The following is a 19,785-nucleotide window of genomic DNA, read 5'->3' on the forward strand; positions in this document are numbered from 1 at the left end:
CCCTACTACTATGTCCCGTAGTTGTTGGGTCGGGCTCGATACAGAGGAGTACCCCACGTGAAACGTCTGATGCTGATCGCTGTGATGATCTGCGGGACAGCATTGTTCGCTGCAGCGCCGGCGTCGGCGCACAGTGAGCTGGTCAGCTCCGACCCGCCCGCCGATGCCACCCTGGAGTTCGCGCCGATCGGTGTCGGTCTGGTGTTCAACCAGGACATCAACGAATCGTTCGCGACCATCAGCGTCGTGGGTCCTGGCGACACTCAGTGGGCACAGGGAACGGCCACGGTCGAGGGCCCCGACGTATCGGTCCTGCTCGAGGACGGACTCCCCAACGGGGAGTACACCGTCGGCTACCGTGTCACCTCCGCGGACGGGCACCCGATCACCGGGTCGTACGGTTTCTCCGTCGACGTTGCGGCGACCGCCACCCCTCAGGACGCCGCTGCACAGCAGTCGCAGGGCGGTGCGACCTCGACCTCGCCGACTCCTGTTACCACGGCAACGCAGCCCTACGATCCCAACAATCCGTCCGCCAGCGAAGACCGGCCACCGAAACAGAACACCATGATGCTGCTCTCGATCGTGGGCCTGGCTGTGCTCGGTCTCGGTGCCATCGCCCTGACCCTGGTGATCCGAGGCAAGAACAAGCAATGACAGGGTGCCGATGATCATCGCTGCCGTTGCTCCCCCGGAAGGGCCGCCGACGCTGGCAGCGTTGTTGAGCTGGGATCTTCCTCCCCTACCGATCCTGCCGATCGCCGGTGTCGTCATGGCCGGGCTGTACGTCTGGGGGCTCTATCGGGTCCGCGGTCGAGGTATCGCATGGTCGCGGTGGCGGAGTGCGAGTTTTCTGCTCGGTTGCGCGGCGCTGGTCCTGGTGACCGGACTGCAGATCGAACGCTACGGCTACAGCCTGTTCAGCGTCTTCATGTTCCAGCATCTGACGTTGTCGATGACCATCCCACCGTTGTTGGTGGTGGGTTCGCCCGGACGACTTCTCCTGCGTGCCACCGCGCATCACGGAGCCGGGAGGTGGGTACTGATCGCGGCGCTGTCGGGGTTGCGTAGCCGCGCCGGGCGCATCGCTCTCCATCCCGGGCTGACGATCCCGTTGTTCCTTTTCAGCTATTACGGGCTGTATCTGTCGTCGATCTTCGATGTTCTCGCCATCACAGTCATCGGGCACGTATCGATGGAGATCTTCTTCTTCGCCAGCGGTCTGCTGTTCATCATCCCTGTGCTCGCCGTCGGCCCCCTCCCCGTTCGGCAGAGCAATCTGGGCCGGTTGTTCGACCTGTTCGTCGAGATGCCGCTGCACGTGTTCTTCGGTGTCATCTTGATGATGTCGAGCACCCCCATGCTGGCGACCTTCGCCTTCCCACCCCCGGAATGGGGCATCGATCCGGTATCCGATCAAAAGCTCGCCGGAGCGTTGGCGTGGTCCTACGGTGAACCGGTCGCCCTACTGGTCGTGCTCATCTTCTGCATTCAATGGAACCGGGACGAAAAAGAGGAATCGGCCGTCGCGGATCGCCAAGCCGAAGAGGACGGATACAGCGAACTGAACGCTTACAACGACTTCCTCAAACAGATCGGCACCGAAACCCGGGCCCGCACCGGACGATGACGCCAGACACGCTTAGCGGCCTGAATGGAAAGCACGATGAGCCACGACGCACGACAGGACGGCAGATGCCACTGATCCGCACACCCTCAACTGCTCGAGGACAGCTTGTCCTACATGTTCTGGCTTACAACGCCGTGCGTCTGTTCCTCGTGTGCGTGGCCGCAGGAGTGCTTTTGGCCGTCGACGCGCTGACCAGTCTCGACATCCCCTTCGTGTTGGTTCTTCTCATCGCACTCGCAGCAAGCCTGCCGCTGTCGGCACTGACCCTCAGGAAACTTCGTCGAACCATCAACGCGGACATCGATGCAGTGGATCGGAAGCGCACGACAAGACGAGGACCAGCGACACGACCACCCCGCACCCAGAGACCGTGAAGCCCGCGTGCGGACTTTCGACACAAACCCGGTCGTCGTTCGGTGCGATGTTCACTGACTCACTCACAATGGGGGGTCGCTTCTGCGGGGTGACCCTCTTGGGATCGTCGCGCGCTGAAGACTATTGGCCGCACTCCGGCATTTCTGCATCTACGAACTCGAGAAGTTCTTCGCTTTCGATCTGTACCAGTCGACCTATACCGTGAATCAGACCAGCAGGTCATACGCCCACTCGTACACCCAGCGAGGCAACGCAGGTGCATCGAACGGTGCGGTAGCAAAGTTCGATCCGCTGCGAGCTGCGCACTCGGGGATCGCGTCGACGGTGCGAGGGCCGAAGGATCTAGCTGCGACGATCCACTGTCCGCGGTGAGGCACTCGGATGGCAGTCGACACTGTGCACCGCCCACCGAAGTATCCGGCGGTGAGCTTGTGGCAGTCCCATTCGACGTGCTGGTTTTGTCCGAAGAAGTGTGTCAGCGTCTCGGCGAAGGTTGGCCCGTAGAGGGTGCCTCGGTCGGTGTCGATTCGGATGAAGTTCATGGCGTCGGCCTCTTCGAGTCATAGCGGCAATGCGTGGTGTACGTGAAAAGTTGCTCAGAACAGAGGAATTTGGTTGCGTGCAGCGAGACTCTCGCGGAACCCTCGGAACTTTCCTAGAAGGTCTGAGGCGACTGCCTCGGTGTAACCGATGGACCGCGCAACCTCAGTAAGTGTCTTGCCGGCAGCCAGCGCTTCATCTATCTCACGCCCGGCAGCGAGGTCCTCGACTTCGTCTCTATCGAGATGCGCGACATCTGCGGCGGCCAACCGGACAGAAGCGAGGGCAGCTCGACGCCGCTCATCGCCCGACTCTGTCTCTCCCCGCGCCGTCACTGTGCGCTGCCGCTACGGAAGGCGTTCAGGCGGTTCGTAGCTTCACGTTGCGCACTTCCGATGTCGACGAGCTGATCGAACAAGAATTCTTCCGGCGCTTCCTCGGCGAGCTGCTGAATTCTGATCCCTGCGTCGAAGAAGCTACGTCGGTAACTTTCCGACAGGACCATGCCGGCGTAGTCGGTTGCCGATGCTCCGCATGCGTTTGCTGCGGTGACGTCGGTCAGGGTTCGACGCAGCCGTGCACCGCGGTGTCCACTGGCACCTGACCGGACAAGAACGCCCAGAACACTCGCGGGGTCGCGTGGGAGGTTGTCGATGATCAGCTCCTGCACGATGCCGTACAGCTCGCGATACACGGGATCATGGAAATCATTGGCCTGCAATGAGGCTGCAATGTGGACGGCCTCGTCGGTGTCCTGCAACCACATCAGCGCGCAGATGACCAGTGCTTCCGGCGCCGTCTCCGGATGGTCCGTCAGATCAGCGTGATCTTCGTCGTCGGTGGGTTCTACTGCTCTCAACGGGGTCATCTGTTCGCCTCGTTTCTATGTGCGGTTCTGTTGCGGGAGAACTGGATTCGATATTCCGGTGGCGCTGTGCTCGGTCCTGCCGCGTTCGTCGTCCTTGCGGAGGTGTGGGTCAGATGTAGAGAAGGTTCGGTGGTGCGGTGCCGTCGAATTGCTCGAGGCTGTCGAGGACAGCGTTGTAGTTCTCGGGCCTGCAGCTTCCGAGTCCGATGATGAGGGCACAGGTTCCGTCGAGTGTGACGAGGTAGGACGGCGGCGTTCCGTTGTCGGACGATGCGTGCTCGCGTGCGTCGAGGAGGGCGATACGGACGGCATCGGCGGCGGCGCGTTTCGCACCTCGGAGATTGGGTTCTGCTCCGGTTGCGGTCAGAATTTCGGGGTTATCTTCGGGGTGTGTGGTGACGGTCCAGGTGATCATCGTTGGTTCCTTGTCGCTCGTGCCGGCCAGCTGCTTGTTGTCGAGGGTCACACGAGGTCCGGAAAAACGGGTTTGGCGCGGAGACCGATCAGGCGAGGGTGTGGATAACTGTCGTGCCGAGTCAGCCTGTGGACAAACGACGTTCGGCCCCGGGACTGGGGCCGAACGTGTGGTATTAGACGTCGTCGAAGACATCGAGGAGCTTGGCGGGGTCGCGGCGGTAGCGGCTTCCGTCGAGAAATACTCCGACGGCAGCGCGGTGAACGCGTCGGAGTTCGGCCATCAATGTGTCGTACCCGATGCGGTCGGTGATGCGCCAGGTGACAGGTCCCATGTGCAGGTCTACCCAGTGGATGGTGCGACGTTGTTCGGAGCTGTAGCGGTGGTGCGGCACTGCGGTGTGTTCGGGGCTGTCGAGCCACAGGACGGAGATCGCGGCGGCACCGAATTCTGCGCCTGGTTGGGCGGGGTGGGGGGCTTGTCCATCGGCTCCGGCGAGTGCGGCCCGGACGGTGGCAAATCCGGTGATGACTGCGGATACTGTTTCGGCGCTGCGGAAGGTCATCATGACGTGACCCAGTGCGACGATCATCTGTGCTTCGTCGGTTGCTGCGGAGGTAGCGGTGATAGTGGCCTGCTGGGGTCCGGAGACAAGGACGGTGGTGTGGGTGACTATTCCGGTGGTTCGGGCGTTGTGTGCGGCGGTGGTCCTTCGTCCTGTGTTGGAAACATTCTGCGGCATGTCGGGCTCTCTTTCTGTTGCGGGACCGGCTCACCCGGCCCTTTCGCTCTGCCAATTTCTTTCGCCGTCATCTGGCTCGAAGGAGAGAAGGCGGCGCACTGGACCGGCGTCCTGGCCCTGATCCGGAAAGTTTTCAGCCGCAGGCGCTTTGAAAAGTTTTCGGAGCCCTTCGGGCCGGAGCAAGGCGGAGTCAGGGTTGGGTAAGACGGGTCAAGGTGTTGCATGCTCGATCGGAGCCAGATGTGCGAAGGAAATTGTTCTTTCTGCTGTGCGGAGCGGAGCGAAGCTCAATCCGGAGGCCGCCGGAGGTGGTCCCAGGGCGGCGCGCGCCTCGACGCAGACTGAGCCGTCCGGGGCGCGACCACCTCACAGCCATCAACAGCCTGGGGTGATTGCGCGGGAGCGACGGAAAGCAACTAGGCTCGACGTCGCGGCAGCACTTCTATTTCACAAGCGTGCAATTTCGGTCGCTGGCTGGCGTGTCATCGAATTCGACTTGCCTGTCCGGGTGACCCTCGCGGATCCCCGCGGTGATTTCTTCCCACTTTCGATATCGGCGCATCGCGGTCGATGCAACGGAGCCGTCCGTTTCTCTACCGATTCGTGCCCACGACCATTCGCGGTGGGCGTGTCGAAGCCGCGCTGTCTCCGCAACTTCCGGTGTGAGGGCGTCTACATGTCGTCGTTCCAAGCCCACCGCGTCGACCTGTTCTCCCCACAAGCCGTCCTCGCCCTCCGGATCATCCCCGCCCAGGCTGTGGCTGTCTTGGCTGAACTCGCCAGATGGACGATCTGACTCTTCTGTTGCAGCGCTCGGAGCGGGATGCACCCCTACGGTCCCGCGAGGCGCACGAAGTATGACGGCCAGCACTTCGGTCATCGCAAGGAGCGCAATAGGTGCGATGGTGGCAATACCCGCCGAGACGACGGCCGGAAGCAAGGTCGCACTCAACACTGCGTGGTACGAGTTACCCGCAATCGACGCCGATGCGGCAACACGCAAGATCGTGACGACGAAGCGACGGCCCTTGATCGTGCGGTTGTCCGTGTGGTTGGACAGCGCTATGGCTGTCACGGTTGTCGAGACGATCGCCCCGTCCAACACGACTGGAATCACCCACGCTTCGCCGGGACCTATCCCAGCCCTCACCGCGAGATCCCGCAACACAGCGAAACTGAGCCAGAAGGACGCCCCGGCGATGCCAACTGTCAACGCAATGGCTGTTGCCAGGGCCCACTGCAAAGTCGCTGGGTGCAGCGCAACGACATCCGACGGCTTCGTTGTCAACGGGATTGCCGCTGAATGTGATCGGCTCATCGGATTCTCGGTCCTCGTGCGAGAGGGCCGGTTCGTTGCGGGAAGGGCGCACCGTCGTTGAATCTGTTGCGCAACAACTCCAAATACTCTTCGATCGCCGCATTGACGAGATCCGACGGGCCCCGCGGCGCGCCGGGTGTTGCGGACAGTGCTTCGGCTGCGTTGAGAAGATCGTCGACGGTGGACTGGTAGAGGTAGTACGAACGCTTCTGTTTTGCGTTGTCCGGTGACGGTTGCGCACCGGTCTCGGCCGCCGAAACGGTGTCGGGTGCGTGCTGCGTGTGCTCCGGCGGGTCGACCGGGCTCGACCCGGCGAGTGCGCTCTTCATACGTTCGGGGCGGCCCATCACAGGTGTCCCCTCGTGAGCAGCGAAAGTGTGTCGCGGTAGATCGCCGACAGGCTGCGAGATTGTGTTGTCCCCCAGTCGATCAGGCTGGTTTGGGCCTCCATCGAGTCCTTGATGACAACACGTTTGGGTACGGCATCGCCGAGAACGTTGATGCTCGCGGCGATCTCGATCAGTTGTTCTCGACCGCTGATTGTCGCGATCTCGTGAAGGTTGACGATCGCCCCGAGCATGTCGAGGTCCGGGTTGTAGCTGCGCTTGACTGCGTCGATGGTGCGCAGTAGCCGCGCGAGTCCATTCGCTGAGAACAGCGCGGACTGAGTCACGACGACGGCTGCGCGCGCTGCCACAAGGGCGTTGATGGTCAGCAGATCGAGGCTAGGTGGGCAATCGATCAGGACCACGTCGTAGACGCCTCGCACGACGTCGATTGCGTCGCGAAGCCGCCGTTCTCGGCCGGCACCGGCGACGACCAATTGATCGCGGACATAGGCCAGGGACTCGTTTCCCGGCGACGTGGGTACCAGGTCTACGCCAGGCCAGATGGTGGGGACAACAGCATCGGCGATGGTCGCGTTCGACGACTCGGCGAGTACGTCGGCAACACCGACATCGTCGCTCTCTAGCTCGGTCCTGGTCAGGACTGTGCTGGCGTTGCCTTGCGGATCCACGTCGATAACGAGTGCTCGCTTCCCCGCTTGGGCAACGGCGTAGGCGAGGTGAAAGACGGTGGTGGTCTTACCCACGCCGCCCTTCTGGTTGCAGAACGCAAAGATGTCAGCGGGCATGGTGGGTCTCACTTTCCATGGATGAATGGGACGAACTGGCGGTATTGCGGGTATGGGACGTCATGCACGCCTTGGAACCGAGGGATGAGTCGCACCCTGTAAAAGTGTCGGGTGAATTACAGGTGAGGGGCGCGATGCGTGAGTCGCGTGCCATAGGCGAAAGACGCGCCATAGTGGCATGAGAAGCATTTACCACCAACACATCCCGAGCTTGACTCTCTACCTTTGCAGGCATTGGAGGTATGGCCACTGCGGGATGTATGACGCCCGTCGCCAGCGAGTCATCTGAGGCACTCTTTGCGGGTAATTCAGGTACGTCAGTTTTGCGGAACGCCGCCGCACCGCTAGCGGGAGCGGCCTGCACCGGCGAACTGCCGCGCTTGAGCTGAAGTACCCAAATATGTTGCTCTGTTTGGATCTTCACGGAATCGACGTGCACAACGGATATGAGTAAGCGAGCGGCGTGGACTGAAAGATCGAGGCCTGAATGACGGTTCGTCATGCCGGACAACTTGGTCATGTCTGCATTGCAGATGGGCCGAGAGCTCAACTGGTACCTCCATAGTGGTGACGTATGAAAGACAAGGGACTTCGTTCGTTCCCTCCGGACCCCCCATGGCCCCTGAGCCAATTTCCGCACCCACGTTGTCCGCTCCACGCCCGATAGCCCCGCGCCTCGGTGGGCGCGCGGCTAATCGGTATCGCCACCGGTTCGATGATCAGTCGAGCTGGTGGTGCCTCGGGGCCGGTTTCCGAGGATTTACAAAGGGTGCACAGGCCGGCTGCAGGCTGGTGTTACGTCGGGCTCTGCCAGAAAACGACGCTGCTGCGGCACATCAGGCCTCGCTAGGAAGTTCCGTAGACAAGGCCTGTGCGGCGCGAGCAGAAGAACTCGACCGCGCTGTCGCGGGTCGAAACATGCGTCACCGCCCGCTCGGCCCCTGACGTAAATCGAGGGCGGAGAACGGTAACTCGGCGAAATGTCTTGAATGACTTATCAAGACGCTCTATGATCGGTGGCGGAACTCCTTCCTCACGGGATGTGGTTTCGACGCCCTCGGCCTCGGTGCTGGTAACACTGAGATCCTCCGGGGGCGTTTCAGTTTCCTGAGGGACAATTGGCTCTCGGCCTCACGCGACGCCTGAGCTGGCGTCGGATTGCGCCTCGAGACCTTCGATGTACTCATCGATGGCCGTATCCGGGATCAGCCGGCGCTTGCCGACCTTCACGCTCCGGATTTCTCCGGACGCGATCTTGTTGAAGAAGTTGGAACGTCCAAGTCCCGTGCAAGCCATAGCCTCCGGGACAGACAACAACCGTCTGGGCATCTTCAGCACCTCCACTGAATTGTGTAGTAGAGCCACATTCTGCAGGACATTTCTAGTCAGTCCACGTGGTTCCACCACAGAGTAACAAGTACGTAGCCATCCCACAACGGGGAGACATTCTCCGCTAGACTGCGTAACCATGACGCAGTCGTGGGCGGAATCGATCGTTGCCCGGGTCGCCTCGGAAGTGCGCCGACTTCGAGGTAAAGACCACTCCGCTCTGTCCGCAGCAAAGCTTGCCGACAGGACGGTTGACTTCGGGTGGGGCATCTCGCGATCTGTAGTCGCGGACTTGGAGACCGGACGCAAGAAGAGCCTGGACGTCTCGGAACTCTTGATTTTGGCTGCGGCACTGGGAGTCTCACCAGCACAACTGGTCTACCCGGACCTCCCCAAGGGAAGAGTCGAAGTACTCCCAGGGCTCCAGCAGGAGTCTCACGATGCCCTCCGCTGGTTCAGTGGGGAGGCCGGGCTGATGCGGCCGAGCTCCGACTGGACCGAGGAGGAATCCGACGCTCCTATCGAGATGTGGGTACGTGACACCTTCGACCCGAAGAACGATCGCGTTGGGATCACTCGTGAATGGCTCGATGCGTTGAAGGCGATGCGGCGTGCTCGGGTACAGCTCCGAAACGGCCTTTCCAAGAATGAATCAGCTGAACATATCGAGTCGATGCAGTACCTATACGAAGATGCACGACGGCGCTCGGAAGAGCTGTTTCGACGGATGACCGAACTGGGCATGAACACACAGGACGAAGAGGATGGCTAGGCAGCAACTGCCGCCACAGATCAAGAAGATCTACGTCACCAATCGGTCTACAGGCAGTACCGAGTTGCGGTATCAAATGACTGTCGACGCTGGTGTTGCCGACGCCAACGGCACCCGGGCATCGAAGCGAACGCAGTTGCGTCGTCGATTTCTTACAGAGAAGGACGCTCGCGCAGCCCTGTCCAAGATTCTCGAGGAAGTCTCGAAGGGGACATTCGTTCCCTCCTCGACCACCACGGTCGAAGAGGCTTGCGCTGAATGGCTTGCCGGACGACGCGTACGAGAGTCCACAAAAGCCGCGTACACCCATGCCCTTCAACCGCTGCGCGACACTTACGGCGGGCTAGCGGTGCAGAAGTTGACCAAAGGTCACTTGGACGCTCTAGTGAACGATCTGTTGGCCGGCAGCTCGGTCAAACCCGATGGCCAACTGCGACGTCCATGGAAGGCCACTTCGATCAATCCGATGCTCAACCTTGTAAGCGCGGTCCTCTCCGGGCTGATGCGAGAAGGGCGATTGGTACGAGACGTTGCCGCGCTCGTCGACCGCGCGCCCCGTGTGCACGTCGAGATGCAGACATTCACGGAGGACGAAGTGCAACGCCTCCTGGAGGCATCGACGTGCGACAGGAACGGCCACGCCTGGCTGCTTGCCCTGAGCGGCCTCAGACGCGGTGAGCTGTGCGGGCTTCGGTGGAACGATGTCGATCTTCACGCCGGCAGCCTGACAATCAATAACACGCGAGTCTCGGTCAATGGACGCGTCGTAGAGGGCCCGCCGAAGACAGAAAGGTCCAAGCGCACGCTTCCCCTCACGCCGGCCCTCAAATCCGCACTCGAGGCTGCACACCGCTTGCAGGGCGTGGAACGGAAGAGTTCGACCTACGTCGGCCCCGGCACCTACGTCGTGTCCGACGCTGTAGGGCGACCATTTCATCCCGATACGGTCAGCGACTATTGGCGCAGGCTATGCGCCAACAGCGAGGTGTCCGACATCCGCCTCCACGACGCGCGCCACACCTGTGGGACTCTGCTACACCTTCAAGGTGTGCCGATTGCCGTGATCTCGGCATGGCTCGGGCACTCGGACAACGCATTCACAATGCGCACCTACGTCCATTCTCAGAACCATGCGCTACTGGGCGCGGCCGATACGTTGCAGGCACTCGTCCGGCGTCGCGACGAGCCATCCGACGATGCGCGTTGACCGGCGTTTGTCCGCAACCGTCCACATAGGAGCATGCGGTCTCATCAGGCGCTGTTCCGGCGAGTTATGAAGCACTTGTGACATTCTGTGACACCGGGCTCGCCTAATTGGCAATGAATTTCATTAGAGGTAGCTCAAAAGGCCAGTTCAGACCCCATTTTCTGTGGAGCCTCCTAACGGGATTGAACCGTTGACCGCTCGCTTACAAGGCGAGTGCTCTACCGCTGAGCTAAGGAGGCAGTGAAGCGAGCCAAGCATACCGTTCAACGGACGCTCAGCGACAACAGGTACCTTGTCGGTGGATCACCCCAGCAACGTAAAGACGGTCATGACTTTCCTGCAAGACCTGACGGCTTCGCTGAGCCGTCTCACCGGTGAGCGTCGGGCCACCATCGATACACCGACCGCCGCGCCGTCACCTCTTCGCCCTATCGATCTGACGGACGACGCGACGGTCGCCGAGGTCCTCGAGCTGGCGGTTCGTGTCGGCGAGGTGTTGTTGGCGTCGGGCACGTCCGCGGTGGATACGGCGACGCAGGTGCAGTTCATCGCCGCGACGTACGGCCTCGCACGATGCGATGTCGACGTCACGTACAACTCGATCACGTTGAGCGCACATCGCGGTCCCACGCGGCCGCCGGCGTCGACGATGCGCATCGTTCATTACCGCTCGATGGACTTCACACGGCTGGCCGCGGTCGACCGCCTCATTCGCTCGGTGCGCGTCAAGGTGGTCCCGGCGAGCATCGCGCGTGACCGCCTCGACGAGATCACCTCGGCCCCGCACCCCTACAACCGGTGGATCGCGACCTTCGCGTGGGCCGGCATGGCGGCGGCGATCGGTGTGTTGCTCGGCGGCGGCGCGTTGGTCGCGGTCGTCAGCTTCCTGACGACGATGGTGATCGACCGAATCGGCCGCATCCTCAACCGCGCCGGACTGCCCTTCTTCTTTCAGCAGGTGGTCGGCGGGTTCGTCGCTGCCACCCCGGCGATCACTCTGTACAACTTTCAGGATCAGCTCAATATCGACATCTCCCCGTCGGTGATCATCGGTGCCGGGGTGACGGTGCTGCTGTCGGGGCTTTCACTCGTCGGCTCGGTACAGGACGCGATCACCGGGGCACCGATCACCGCGTCGGCCAGATTCTTCGAAGTGTTGATGATGACGGGCGGCATCATTGCCGGCGTTGCCACGTCGCTGCGGCTGGCTGCTCTGATCGGAAGTGACCTGCCGCAGATCAGCAACCTGCCGCCCCCGGACATCACACAGGTGCCCACCAAGGTCCTGGCCGGCGCGGCCGCGTCACTGTTCTATGCGCTCGCCTGCTACGCCGAGCGGCGCGCACTGACGGCTGCATTCATGGGCGGCTTCGCGGGCGCGCTCGTCTACCTGATGTCACAGACGTTGGCTGTGGGTCCGATCATCGCGTCTGCCATCGCGGCCACGGTCGTCGGATTCGCCGGTGGTCTCCTCGCGCGTCGAGCGCTCATTCCGCCGCTCATCGTCGCCGTCGCCGGAATCACTCCGTTGCTGCCCGGTCTCTCGCTCTACCGAGGTCTGTACGCGATTCTCAACGACCAGTTGCTGCTCGGTATCAGCTCGCTCTTCGCGGCGTTCGGCATCGGCTGTGGCCTGGCTGCGGGCGTCACATTGGGTGAGTGGGGTGCGCGAACATTGCGTCGACCCCGGATCCTGGCACGCACCGAGGAACTACTGCGCCCGACGCTTCGCCGCAGAGAAGAACCGCGCCGACCGACGGTTCGTCGGCGGCGCGGTACGAGTCCTTCGTAGGAGGCGGAACTCAGGCCTCGGTGCTGGGGGTTCCCTCAGCACCTGCGCGGGCAGCTGCGTCGGCCTCCATGGCCTCACGCAGGCTGCGCGGACGCATGTCGGTCCAGTTCTTCTCGACGTACTCCAGGCACGCAGCGCGGGTGTCTTCACCGAAGACGACACGCCACCCCTGAGGGACCTCGGAGAACGTCGGCCACAGCGAATGCTGATCTTCGTCGTTGACCAGCACGAAGAAGCGTCCGTCTTCGTCATCGAACGGGTTGGTACTCATCTCGCCTCACTCGTCGCGAACGTTTGATTGGTAAGTCTGCACCGTGAGGTGCCACACGACCCTAGCAACGCAGGTCGTGCTCAGGTGGCGTCAGGCCTTGAAGAAGTCGAGCAAGTGCGCATTGACGGCCTCGGGCCGCTCGAGATATCCGTAATGCCCGGCGTCCGCGATCTCCACGTATCGAGCCCCCGGAATCGCGTCGGCGAGCTCCTTGCCCAGGTAGGCGGGGATCATCCGATCGTCGGCGAACCCGACCGACAGACACGGCACCGACACTGCCCGGTAGGCGTTGGTGCGGTCGAAATCGTCGTCCATGCCCAACTGCGCGCGCACCCCGGCGGATGGTGAGGATGCCGAGAACTCGAACAGGTCGAGCCAATCGCGAGCCGTTCGCGCATCGCGCAACGTGGCGGGCGACAGGTTCATCACCGCCGTCACCGCGGCCGAGTACGTGCCCGGCAGCTCGACGCGCTTGTCGTAGAGCGCCCGCTCGCCCTGGGCGAGCGTCTTCTGGAACTCGTCGACCCGCGCGTGCCCGGCCAGGAATGCCGCCTTGCGAACCAGATCGGGACGCTTCAGAGCCAACTCCTGCGCGACGCGAGAGCCCATCGACGTTCCGACGACGAAGGCCTTCTCGGCACCGTCGCGGACCAGTTCGATCAAGCCCTCGGTGTCGGCGACCATGGCGTCGATGGTGATACCGGTCGCACTTTCCGACGACGGCGCGATACCGCGGTTGTCGAAGGTGCACACCCGGTAGCCGGCCGCCAGGAGGGCCGGTACCTGATGCAGTTCCCACACTCGGCCGGGACTGCCGGTGCCCATTATCAGAACGACCAGGTCTCCACTGCCCTTGACCTGGTAGTTCACGTCGATGCCGTTGATCTTCGCGATAGGCATACGTCTCCTCACTGCTGATGCTTTCGTCGGCGATCGTATCGTCCGAGGTCGACGTGGGGTTACTCGAACAGCCAGTGGGTACCTGCAGTTACATGACTGACGAGAACGTAGCGGGCGAAGCACGCAAAGGAATGCTCGACGGGATCAAGGGCAAAGCCAAAGAGGTCGTCGGCGCTGTCACCGGCAACGACTCGTTGACGGCCGAGGGCCAGTTGCAGGCCGCTCAGGCTCGCGAACGCAAGGAGGCGCAGGCCACCGAACGCGTCGCCGATGCGCAGGCCACCGAGGCCGCGGAGGAGCTCGCCGACGTGCGGACTGCGGCAGACAGTCGACGCGAGGCCGCGGAAGAGAATGCGGCAGTTGCCGAGGCGAACGCAGATCGTGTTCGCGAGACCCAGGTGGCCGCGGCCGAACAGAACAAGCGTGAGACCGTGGCGCAGGAACGAGCGGCAGCCGAGGTAGACGCCACGGCCGAACAGATCGAAGCGACCGAGGAGCGCAAAGCCGAGCAGGCCGCGGCAGATGCGGACGAAATGGTCGCTGCGCAAAAGCACCAGGAAGCGTTGCTGCAGGCCGAAGCCGACCGCAAGAAAGCCGAAGAGCTTCGCAACCAGGCTTGACCCACCACTGCTGATCTAGGAGTTCGACTACATGAGTGTTTTGGCCCTACCACTGACCATCCTGAGACTTCAGTACAAGATCGCACGAATTCCGTTGCAGCTCATCGAGACCAACGTCGTCGTGAAGATGGATGCGGAATCACCGGCGCGGCTCGCCTACGAGCACACGCTCGGATCCCTCGATCGTGCCGTCGGAAACCTGTTGGGAGACAGAAGCCTTGCCGATCGCGGCGAGACGCTGGTCGACAGCACCGAGAACCGCGCCGAAGCAGCACGCCTGGACGCCGAGGCACGTGCGAAGAAGACTGCTGCGGACGCCGACCTGAAGACGGCTCGTGAGACCGCCGAGCAGGACCGGCGGGCCGCCGACGCCGCAGCCCAGGAAGCCGCCCGCGACGCGCGACAGGAGGCCGAGCAGCGCAAGCGCGAGGCCGCCCAGGAAGCCGAACGCGAAGCGGCTGCAAAGAAGAAGAAGGCCGACGAGCAAGCTGCCGCGGCGGCCAAGGCAGCCGAGGACCGCAAGAAGACTCAGCAGGCTCAGGTCGACAAGCAGGAGAAGTTGGCTGCAGCACCGTCCGAGGCCGAATTGGCCGAGGCCGCAGAGCGATCCGAGGAAGCCGACGCCAAGAAGGACGAGGCAGAGCGCATCGAGAAGCTGTTCATCGCGGAGAAGAACAAGGACTGACAGCCCGATTCTCTCGAATCGAGCTCAGCTACAACCCCTTCCAGCCCCGCACCGTGTTCTCGGTGCGGGGCTGGTGCGCGCTGCAACCGTTGGGTGCCACACTCTGAGAGCATCGACCGGGGCGCACCAGCGAAGCCCGACTGCCCGGTTTACTGTAGGCTCGCCGAACACATCGACAAGGCGGGTAGATGCGCATGCGACAAACGGGACCCGAGTCCACTCCACCTAACCGCGCCCAGCGCAGACTCTCGCCGCTGTTCGCCACTCTGGTGATCTTCGGGGTTCTCGCCATCCCAAGACTGGACTTCCCTGGGGCCGGCATGGCGGGCTGGGGTCTGGCAATTGTCGCGGCAACGGCTTGGCTTTTCACAGCTTTGCGGCCACAGCGGTCCAGAAAAAAGAGCTAGGTCGTGCGCGTTGTGCGTACCTCTGAGGGCGCACAACGCGCACGACGGGAGCGGAGCGACGATCAGCTGACGATGCGAGCGAGGAATGCGTCGATATTGTCTTTCACCGTCGCCGTGCGGGTGTCGACGTCGAAGTCCTCCTTGAACTGTCGTCCCAGGGCCGGTGTTTTCTTCTTGCGTGCGTACAGAGAACATGCGAGATCCGAGCAGATGTAGGTACCGACGGTGTTGCCGCGTCGCCCGGACTCCCCTGCCTTCGCAGCGGCCATCAGCGACACACCGCCGTTGGTGTGGGTGGTGAGACAGATGCTGCACATCTGCGCAGTCCGTGGGCCACCTGCCTTGTATCGCAACGCAATTCCCCGGAGTCGATCTTCCTGCGGTACGACGATGTAGCTTCGTCCCGCCAGCTTCGGGTCGCCCCAGCCGAGGAAATCGAGATCCTCCCACGGCACTTCGTCGAACATATCGGGGAGGGAAAGCCGAGTGGCGTCACCCTTGGACGAGTTGACGAACGACGATCTGATGTCGCGTTCGGAGATCGGCTTCATTGTTCCTGCCTCCATTGCCGTAGGAGTGTGTCTATTCCGTCGAGGATTCGGGCCCACGACTCTTGCGAGTCGGGCGCACTGTGAGCGAACGAGCCGGCCGCTTCGAGGCTGGCGAAACCGTGAAAAACACTGCCCAACAATCGAACAGCGTGCACCTGATCGGCCTCGTTCAGGTGATACCCACGAAGAATTGCCTTCATCATCGCCGAGTGCCGCACCCCGGCACTGTTGATCGCCGTCTCGTGGTCGAGAGGAAATTGGGTCGCCGCGTACCGGCCGGGATGTTCGCGCGAATAGACCAGGTACGCGTCGGCCACTGCTACCAACGCGTCCTTGCCTGCCCTGCCCGCCAACGCTTCTGCCACCCGGTCGGCCAATTCCTCCAACGCCAGCAGAGCGATGCCGACATTGAGCTGATGCGCGCTCTTCAGATGCGAATACAGACTCGCCACTTTGACGTCGAAGCGTCGCGCCAACTCACTGGCAGTCACTCGATCGAAGCCGACCTCATCGGAAAGATCCGCTCCTGCTGCCACGATGCGCTGCGCGGTCAATCCTGCGCGTGCCATGTCGGCCTCCTCCATCTTCAGAGGACACCGTAGCCAAAACTAATAGCTATAGGCAAATTGCTATAGCAATCAGCGACCCTGCCACGCCTCCCACAGCTCTGCGTAACGCCCACCGGCAGCGACCAACTCGTCGTGCGGACCTTGCTCCACGATTTCCCCGTGCTCGAGCACCACGACGCGGTCCGCTGCAGCGGCCTGGGTGAGGCGATGCGCAACGACCAATGTGCTGCGGCCTCTCGTCGCCGCCTCCGCAGCCAGTTCGAGCTCACGGGCACCGGAGCTGCCGGCCTCGGCGGTGGCCTCGTCCAACACCGCGACAGCCGGATCGGCGAGAACCAGCCGCGCCAGAGCCAATTGCTGCGATTGCGCCGCGGTCAACTGGTGACCGCCCTCGCCGACGGCGGTGTCGAGGCCGTTCTCGAGCGCCTCGACCCATCCCCAGGCACCGACGGTCCGCAGTGCGTCTTCCACGTCGTCGCGGCCGGCGTCCGGTGCCGCGAGCAAAACGTCGTCGATCAAAGGGCCGGCGAAGACGTGCACTTCCTGGCTGACGATCGCGACATGCCGGCGTAAACCCTGGTGGCCCAACGAGTCCAGGGACGCGCCGCCGACACGAACCGTGCCCGACGTCGATGCCATGGACCCGGCCGCAATGGCCGCGATCGTCGACTTCCCGGCACCGGTGGATCCCACGAGCGCGACCGTCTCACCTGCGTCGACACGCAGGTCGACCCCGTGCAGTACTTCGTGACCCCCGTCGTACGAGTGACGCAGGTCGACGACATCGAGGGTGGCGTCGGCAGGCACGGAACCGTCGCCCACCGGCCGCTCGTCGGCAATGTCGACGACACCGACCAGTCGGGCCAGAGAAGCTCCGGCAGACTGGATGTCGTCGAACGTGAAGAGCAGGGTGCCGATCGGATTGAACAGGCGATGGAACAGCAGCGCCGCGGCCGTGGTCTCACCGACGGTCACGTAATCGCCTCGTACGAGCAGGAATCCGGCCAGCAGGATCACCGACAGACCGACACATTCGGCGCGGTTACTGCGTGAGCCGAAACGGGTGAACAGGCGGAAGACGTCGACGCCGATGTCGCGGGCTTTCGCCGACGCTCGATCCACCTCACCGAGGTGCTCTGCTTCGAGTCCGTAGGCGCGCACAGTCTTTGCGCCCTGCATGCTGCTGACGAAGGACTGCGCCCGCTCGCCCATAGCGACTCGTTCGGCCGCGTACAGCGGAGCCGATCGGGGCAGATACCAGCGCAGTGCGAGGACATACATCGGCAATGCCACCAGACCGGCAAGCCCCAGACGCCAGTCGATTCCGAGCATCGTGATCATGCTCAGGCATACGAGCAGGAATGCTCCGACGAGCTGTGGAATCACTTCGCCGATCGACTTGGCCATCACTGCGACGTCGTCGCCGACGCGGGAGAGCAAGTCACCCTTGCCCACTCGCTCCAGCGTGGCCACCGGCAGACGGAGAGCGCGTCGAACGACCGCCTCACGCAGGGACGCCAGGATGCCCTCACCGAGGGTACTGATCAAGTAGCCGCTGAACCCGGTGACGACACCGCCGATGACCGCTGCCACCGCGATCACGACGACGACCCCGACGATGGTCGACGAGTCGGCCCCGTCGCGGACGCGGTCGACCAGGACGCCGAGCACGTAGACGGGCACCAGCGACATCGCCGCGGCAATTGCGCCGAGCAGCAGCGTCACCGCGGTACGGAGTTTGCGCAGGCGCAGCTGTTCCAACAGCCATCGGCCCGACCGGGCACCGGTGGCGATGGGAAGAAGTTCGGGGGCGGTCATCGCAGCACCGTCTCCTTGTATTGCGCGTCCGAGGACGCGAGATCGTGGTGGGTTCCTTCGGCGACGACGCGGCCGTCGTCGACCACGAGTACGCGATGCGTCACCGACAGCAGCGCAGGGCTGGTGGTGATCAGGATCGTGGTCTGCGCCGCGCTGTCGGTGTGTCGCAGCTCGGCGATGCCGCGCGCGATCGTGTGCTCGGTGACGGCGTCGACCGCAGTGGTGGGGTCGTGCAGCACCAGCACCGGGGCGTCGACCGACAGGGCCCGCGCCAACGCGACCCGTTGACGTTGGCCACCGGAGAGGCTGGCACCGCGGTCGGTGACGGCGTGGTCGAGCCCGGCTTCGTGCAGTTCGACGACATCGGTGGCCGCGGAGGCCTCGAGCACGCGGGCGAGTTCGGCGTCGGGCTGCGCGCGACCTGCGGTGACGTTGCTGCGAACGGTGCCGGCGAACAGGTCGGTGATGTGCGGCTCGACGAGCACGGTCTCGCGGGCGCGTCGGAGATCGATGTCCCCTGTTGCGATGCCGCCGATCCGTACCGTTCCGGCGTAGTCGGACTCGGAGATCTGACCCGAGAGCACCTGGGCGAGTGCCTCCCCGTCCTGCGGCCGGTAGGCGACGATTCCGAGCATCTCGCCGGGTGCAGCTGAGAAGGTGAGGCCGTCGAGCGAACGGAACCCGACCTCGTCGACGGCGAGTTCGGTACCCGAGGGCACAGCGGAATCGGATTGCGGCAGAACGTGGTCGGCACCGAGTACGAGTGCGAGCCGATCGGCCGAGCCACGCACCATCGCCACCACGCCGGGGATCTTGGACAGCCCGGTCAGCGGTTCGATGACGAATTGCGAGAGCCCGATGACGGTGATCAGCTCGCCGACCGAGATGCGGCCCTGCAACGCGAACCAGCCTGCGGTACCGGCGATTCCGACGGCGAGCAACGCGTTGACCGCCGCCGCCAGGCCCTGATAGACGTTGTTGGCGCGGGCCAACCTCAGCGTGGCCGCCAGTGCCGTTCGGCTCGACGTCACGAACCGCTGGGTCGCGGCGTCCTCGGCTCCGATTCCGCGCAGCGGACGCACTCCACTGACCAGATCGGTGGCCATTCCCGAGACCCCGGCGATCTCGGCCTGCTGTGCGGTGGCCGCGCGGGTGAGCAACGGGGCGAGACGCTGGAGCGCGATCAAAATCACCGGAGTGCCGATCACGACGGCCAGGCCGAGAGGAATGTCGATGATCAGCAATGCCACCGCGGACGCGACCACCGCCACTGCGGACGCGAAGACTCGCGCGATCAGGTCGAGAATCCACGATTCCTTCTCGGCATCGGACGTCGAGACCGTCAGCAATTCCCCGGCCGACAGATCGGTGCGCAGTCCGCGTGGGTCGAGAACGCGGCCGGCGACCTCCACCCGCACATCGTGGGCCTCACGCTCGATGGCGACGACGATGATGCGGGCACCGATGCGCCAGGCGTAGGACAGTGTGACGAACAGAGCCGCGAGACCGACCAACGAGACGATCATCGCCGTCACGTCGCCGGTGTCGATCGCCCGCGACACGATCAGACCGATCGCGACCGGAACCATCGTTTCGCACAGTTGATGCACCCCGAAGAGCAGGGACGAGACGATCAAGCGGGTGCGACGACGTCGTACGGTGCGGCGCAGAATCGCGCCACCGGTGGCCGGGAAAGGTGCCTCCACCACGTTTCGAGCATGGTGAAGCGAGACAGAATCGATCATTCGCTGCAGCCTATGGCATCGGGAAGTGGCGATGGGGTGTCACATTTACATAGAGTTGGCACCAGCGAACACCGAGTAAGTCCAGCAGAGAGTACG

At 63.2% G+C, this 19,785-nt stretch carries 22 protein-coding genes and 1 tRNA gene; 8 read left to right on the forward strand and 15 right to left on the reverse strand.

Features of this window, described 5'->3' with window-relative positions; all coding sequences use genetic code 11:
* The first annotated feature begins 57 nt into the window (after positions 1–57).
* From CH268_RS08270 to CH268_RS28410, 3 genes are all read left to right on the forward strand, one after another.
* The gene (locus CH268_RS08270; protein WP_094663274.1) at positions 58–657 is read left to right on the forward strand and encodes a copper resistance CopC family protein; all 600 of its coding nucleotides are present in this window, start codon (positions 58–60) and stop codon (positions 655–657) included.
* A 10-nt stretch (positions 658–667) separates the two neighbouring features.
* The gene (locus CH268_RS08275; RefSeq protein WP_094663276.1) at positions 668–1,630 is read left to right on the forward strand and encodes a cytochrome c oxidase assembly protein; all 963 of its coding nucleotides are present in this window, start codon (positions 668–670) and stop codon (positions 1,628–1,630) included.
* A gap of 65 nt (positions 1,631–1,695) precedes the next feature.
* The gene (locus CH268_RS28410) at positions 1,696–2,004 is read left to right on the forward strand and encodes a DUF4229 domain-containing protein (RefSeq protein ID WP_369597500.1); all 309 of its coding nucleotides are present in this window, start codon (positions 1,696–1,698) and stop codon (positions 2,002–2,004) included.
* Positions 2,005–2,211: 207 nt separating this feature from the next.
* Here CH268_RS28410 and CH268_RS08285 read toward each other — a convergent pair whose 3' ends face one another.
* The 8 genes from CH268_RS08285 to CH268_RS08325 form a co-directional block, all read right to left on the reverse strand.
* Positions 2,212–2,547, reverse strand: a complete 336-nt coding sequence (locus tag CH268_RS08285; protein WP_057479107.1) for a hypothetical protein — start codon at positions 2,545–2,547, stop codon at positions 2,212–2,214.
* 329 nt (positions 2,548–2,876) lie between these two features.
* Entirely contained in the window at positions 2,877–3,413 is a 537-nt protein-coding gene (locus tag CH268_RS08295; protein ID WP_094663282.1) for a DnaB-like helicase N-terminal domain-containing protein, read from the reverse strand.
* Between the two features lie 109 nt (positions 3,414–3,522).
* On the reverse strand, positions 3,523–3,879 hold the full coding sequence (locus CH268_RS08300; protein WP_255182322.1) for a hypothetical protein: 357 nt from the start codon (positions 3,877–3,879) through the stop codon (positions 3,523–3,525).
* Positions 3,880–4,003: 124 nt separating this feature from the next.
* Complete coding sequence (locus CH268_RS08305) at positions 4,004–4,570, reverse strand: hypothetical protein (RefSeq protein ID WP_094663284.1); 567 nt, start codon at positions 4,568–4,570, stop codon at positions 4,004–4,006.
* Positions 4,571–5,012: 442 nt separating this feature from the next.
* Entirely contained in the window at positions 5,013–5,888 is an 876-nt protein-coding gene (locus tag CH268_RS08310; RefSeq protein ID WP_094663286.1) for a DUF2637 domain-containing protein, read from the reverse strand.
* Entirely contained in the window at positions 5,885–6,235 is a 351-nt protein-coding gene (locus CH268_RS08315) for a hypothetical protein (RefSeq protein ID WP_037107059.1), read from the reverse strand. Before CH268_RS08315 ends, CH268_RS08310 begins: the two co-directional genes overlap by 4 nt.
* Positions 6,235–7,023 carry a ParA family protein gene (locus CH268_RS08320; protein WP_094663288.1) on the reverse strand — a complete coding sequence of 263 codons (789 nt, stop codon included), beginning with the start codon at positions 7,021–7,023 and terminating at the stop codon, positions 6,235–6,237. The genes CH268_RS08315 and CH268_RS08320 overlap by 1 nt, the downstream gene beginning before the upstream one ends.
* A 1,131-nt stretch (positions 7,024–8,154) precedes the next feature.
* Positions 8,155–8,352 carry a helix-turn-helix transcriptional regulator gene (locus CH268_RS08325; protein ID WP_008709982.1) on the reverse strand — a complete coding sequence of 66 codons (198 nt, stop codon included), beginning with the start codon at positions 8,350–8,352 and terminating at the stop codon, positions 8,155–8,157.
* A 139-nt stretch (positions 8,353–8,491) separates the two neighbouring features.
* On the opposite strand from CH268_RS08325, the gene CH268_RS08330 reads away from it, so the two are divergent.
* Positions 8,492–9,124 carry a helix-turn-helix domain-containing protein gene (locus tag CH268_RS08330; RefSeq protein ID WP_094663290.1) on the forward strand — a complete coding sequence of 211 codons (633 nt, stop codon included), beginning with the start codon at positions 8,492–8,494 and terminating at the stop codon, positions 9,122–9,124.
* Positions 9,117–10,331, forward strand: coding sequence for a tyrosine-type recombinase/integrase (locus CH268_RS08335; RefSeq protein WP_094663292.1), 1,215 nt, complete (start codon positions 9,117–9,119; stop codon positions 10,329–10,331). The genes CH268_RS08330 and CH268_RS08335 overlap by 8 nt, the downstream gene beginning before the upstream one ends.
* A gap of 164 nt (positions 10,332–10,495) precedes the next feature.
* On the opposite strand, the gene CH268_RS08340 is transcribed toward CH268_RS08335, so the two are convergent.
* Positions 10,496–10,570: transfer RNA gene (locus CH268_RS08340), tRNA-Thr, on the reverse strand.
* A gap of 89 nt (positions 10,571–10,659) precedes the next feature.
* Here CH268_RS08340 and CH268_RS08345 point away from each other — a divergent pair.
* Entirely contained in the window at positions 10,660–12,123 is a 1,464-nt protein-coding gene (locus tag CH268_RS08345; protein ID WP_027495673.1) for a threonine/serine ThrE exporter family protein, read from the forward strand.
* Between the two features lie 10 nt (positions 12,124–12,133).
* Here the strand turns inward: CH268_RS08345 and CH268_RS08350 are convergent, their stop codons facing one another.
* Both CH268_RS08350 and CH268_RS08355 read right to left on the reverse strand, forming a co-directional pair.
* Positions 12,134–12,394 carry an MbtH family protein gene (locus CH268_RS08350; RefSeq protein ID WP_027495672.1) on the reverse strand — a complete coding sequence of 87 codons (261 nt, stop codon included), beginning with the start codon at positions 12,392–12,394 and terminating at the stop codon, positions 12,134–12,136.
* 90 nt (positions 12,395–12,484) lie between these two features.
* A complete protein-coding gene (locus tag CH268_RS08355; protein WP_027495671.1) occupies positions 12,485–13,294 on the reverse strand; it encodes an alpha/beta fold hydrolase in 810 nt (269 codons plus the stop codon).
* 92 nt (positions 13,295–13,386) lie between these two features.
* Here CH268_RS08355 and CH268_RS08360 point away from each other — a divergent pair, with 92 nt between their 5' ends.
* Positions 13,387–13,914, forward strand: a complete 528-nt coding sequence (locus CH268_RS08360; protein WP_032367327.1) for a hypothetical protein — start codon at positions 13,387–13,389, stop codon at positions 13,912–13,914.
* A gap of 31 nt (positions 13,915–13,945) precedes the next feature.
* Positions 13,946–14,599: a hypothetical protein gene (locus CH268_RS08365; RefSeq protein WP_032389807.1), complete on the forward strand. Its 654-nt coding sequence runs from the start codon at positions 13,946–13,948 to the stop codon at positions 14,597–14,599.
* A gap of 469 nt (positions 14,600–15,068) precedes the next feature.
* On the opposite strand, the gene CH268_RS08370 is transcribed toward CH268_RS08365, so the two are convergent.
* The 4 genes from CH268_RS08370 to CH268_RS08385 form a co-directional block, all read right to left on the reverse strand.
* Positions 15,069–15,557: an FBP domain-containing protein gene (locus tag CH268_RS08370; protein WP_094663783.1), complete on the reverse strand. Its 489-nt coding sequence runs from the start codon at positions 15,555–15,557 to the stop codon at positions 15,069–15,071.
* Positions 15,554–16,126 carry a TetR/AcrR family transcriptional regulator gene (locus tag CH268_RS08375; RefSeq protein ID WP_094663785.1) on the reverse strand — a complete coding sequence of 191 codons (573 nt, stop codon included), beginning with the start codon at positions 16,124–16,126 and terminating at the stop codon, positions 15,554–15,556. The genes CH268_RS08370 and CH268_RS08375 overlap by 4 nt, the downstream gene beginning before the upstream one ends.
* 69 nt (positions 16,127–16,195) lie before the next feature.
* Positions 16,196–17,944, reverse strand: a complete 1,749-nt coding sequence (locus CH268_RS08380; protein ID WP_094663294.1) for an ABC transporter ATP-binding protein — start codon at positions 17,942–17,944, stop codon at positions 16,196–16,198.
* A complete protein-coding gene (locus CH268_RS08385) occupies positions 17,941–19,689 on the reverse strand; it encodes an ABC transporter ATP-binding protein (protein WP_176457876.1) in 1,749 nt (582 codons plus the stop codon). Before CH268_RS08385 ends, CH268_RS08380 begins: the two co-directional genes overlap by 4 nt.
* Positions 19,690–19,785 lie beyond the last annotated feature (96 nt).

The organism is Rhodococcus sp. 06-1460-1B (assembly GCF_002258475.1).
Taxonomy (GTDB): Bacteria; Actinomycetota; Actinomycetes; order Mycobacteriales; family Mycobacteriaceae; genus Rhodococcoides; species Rhodococcoides fascians.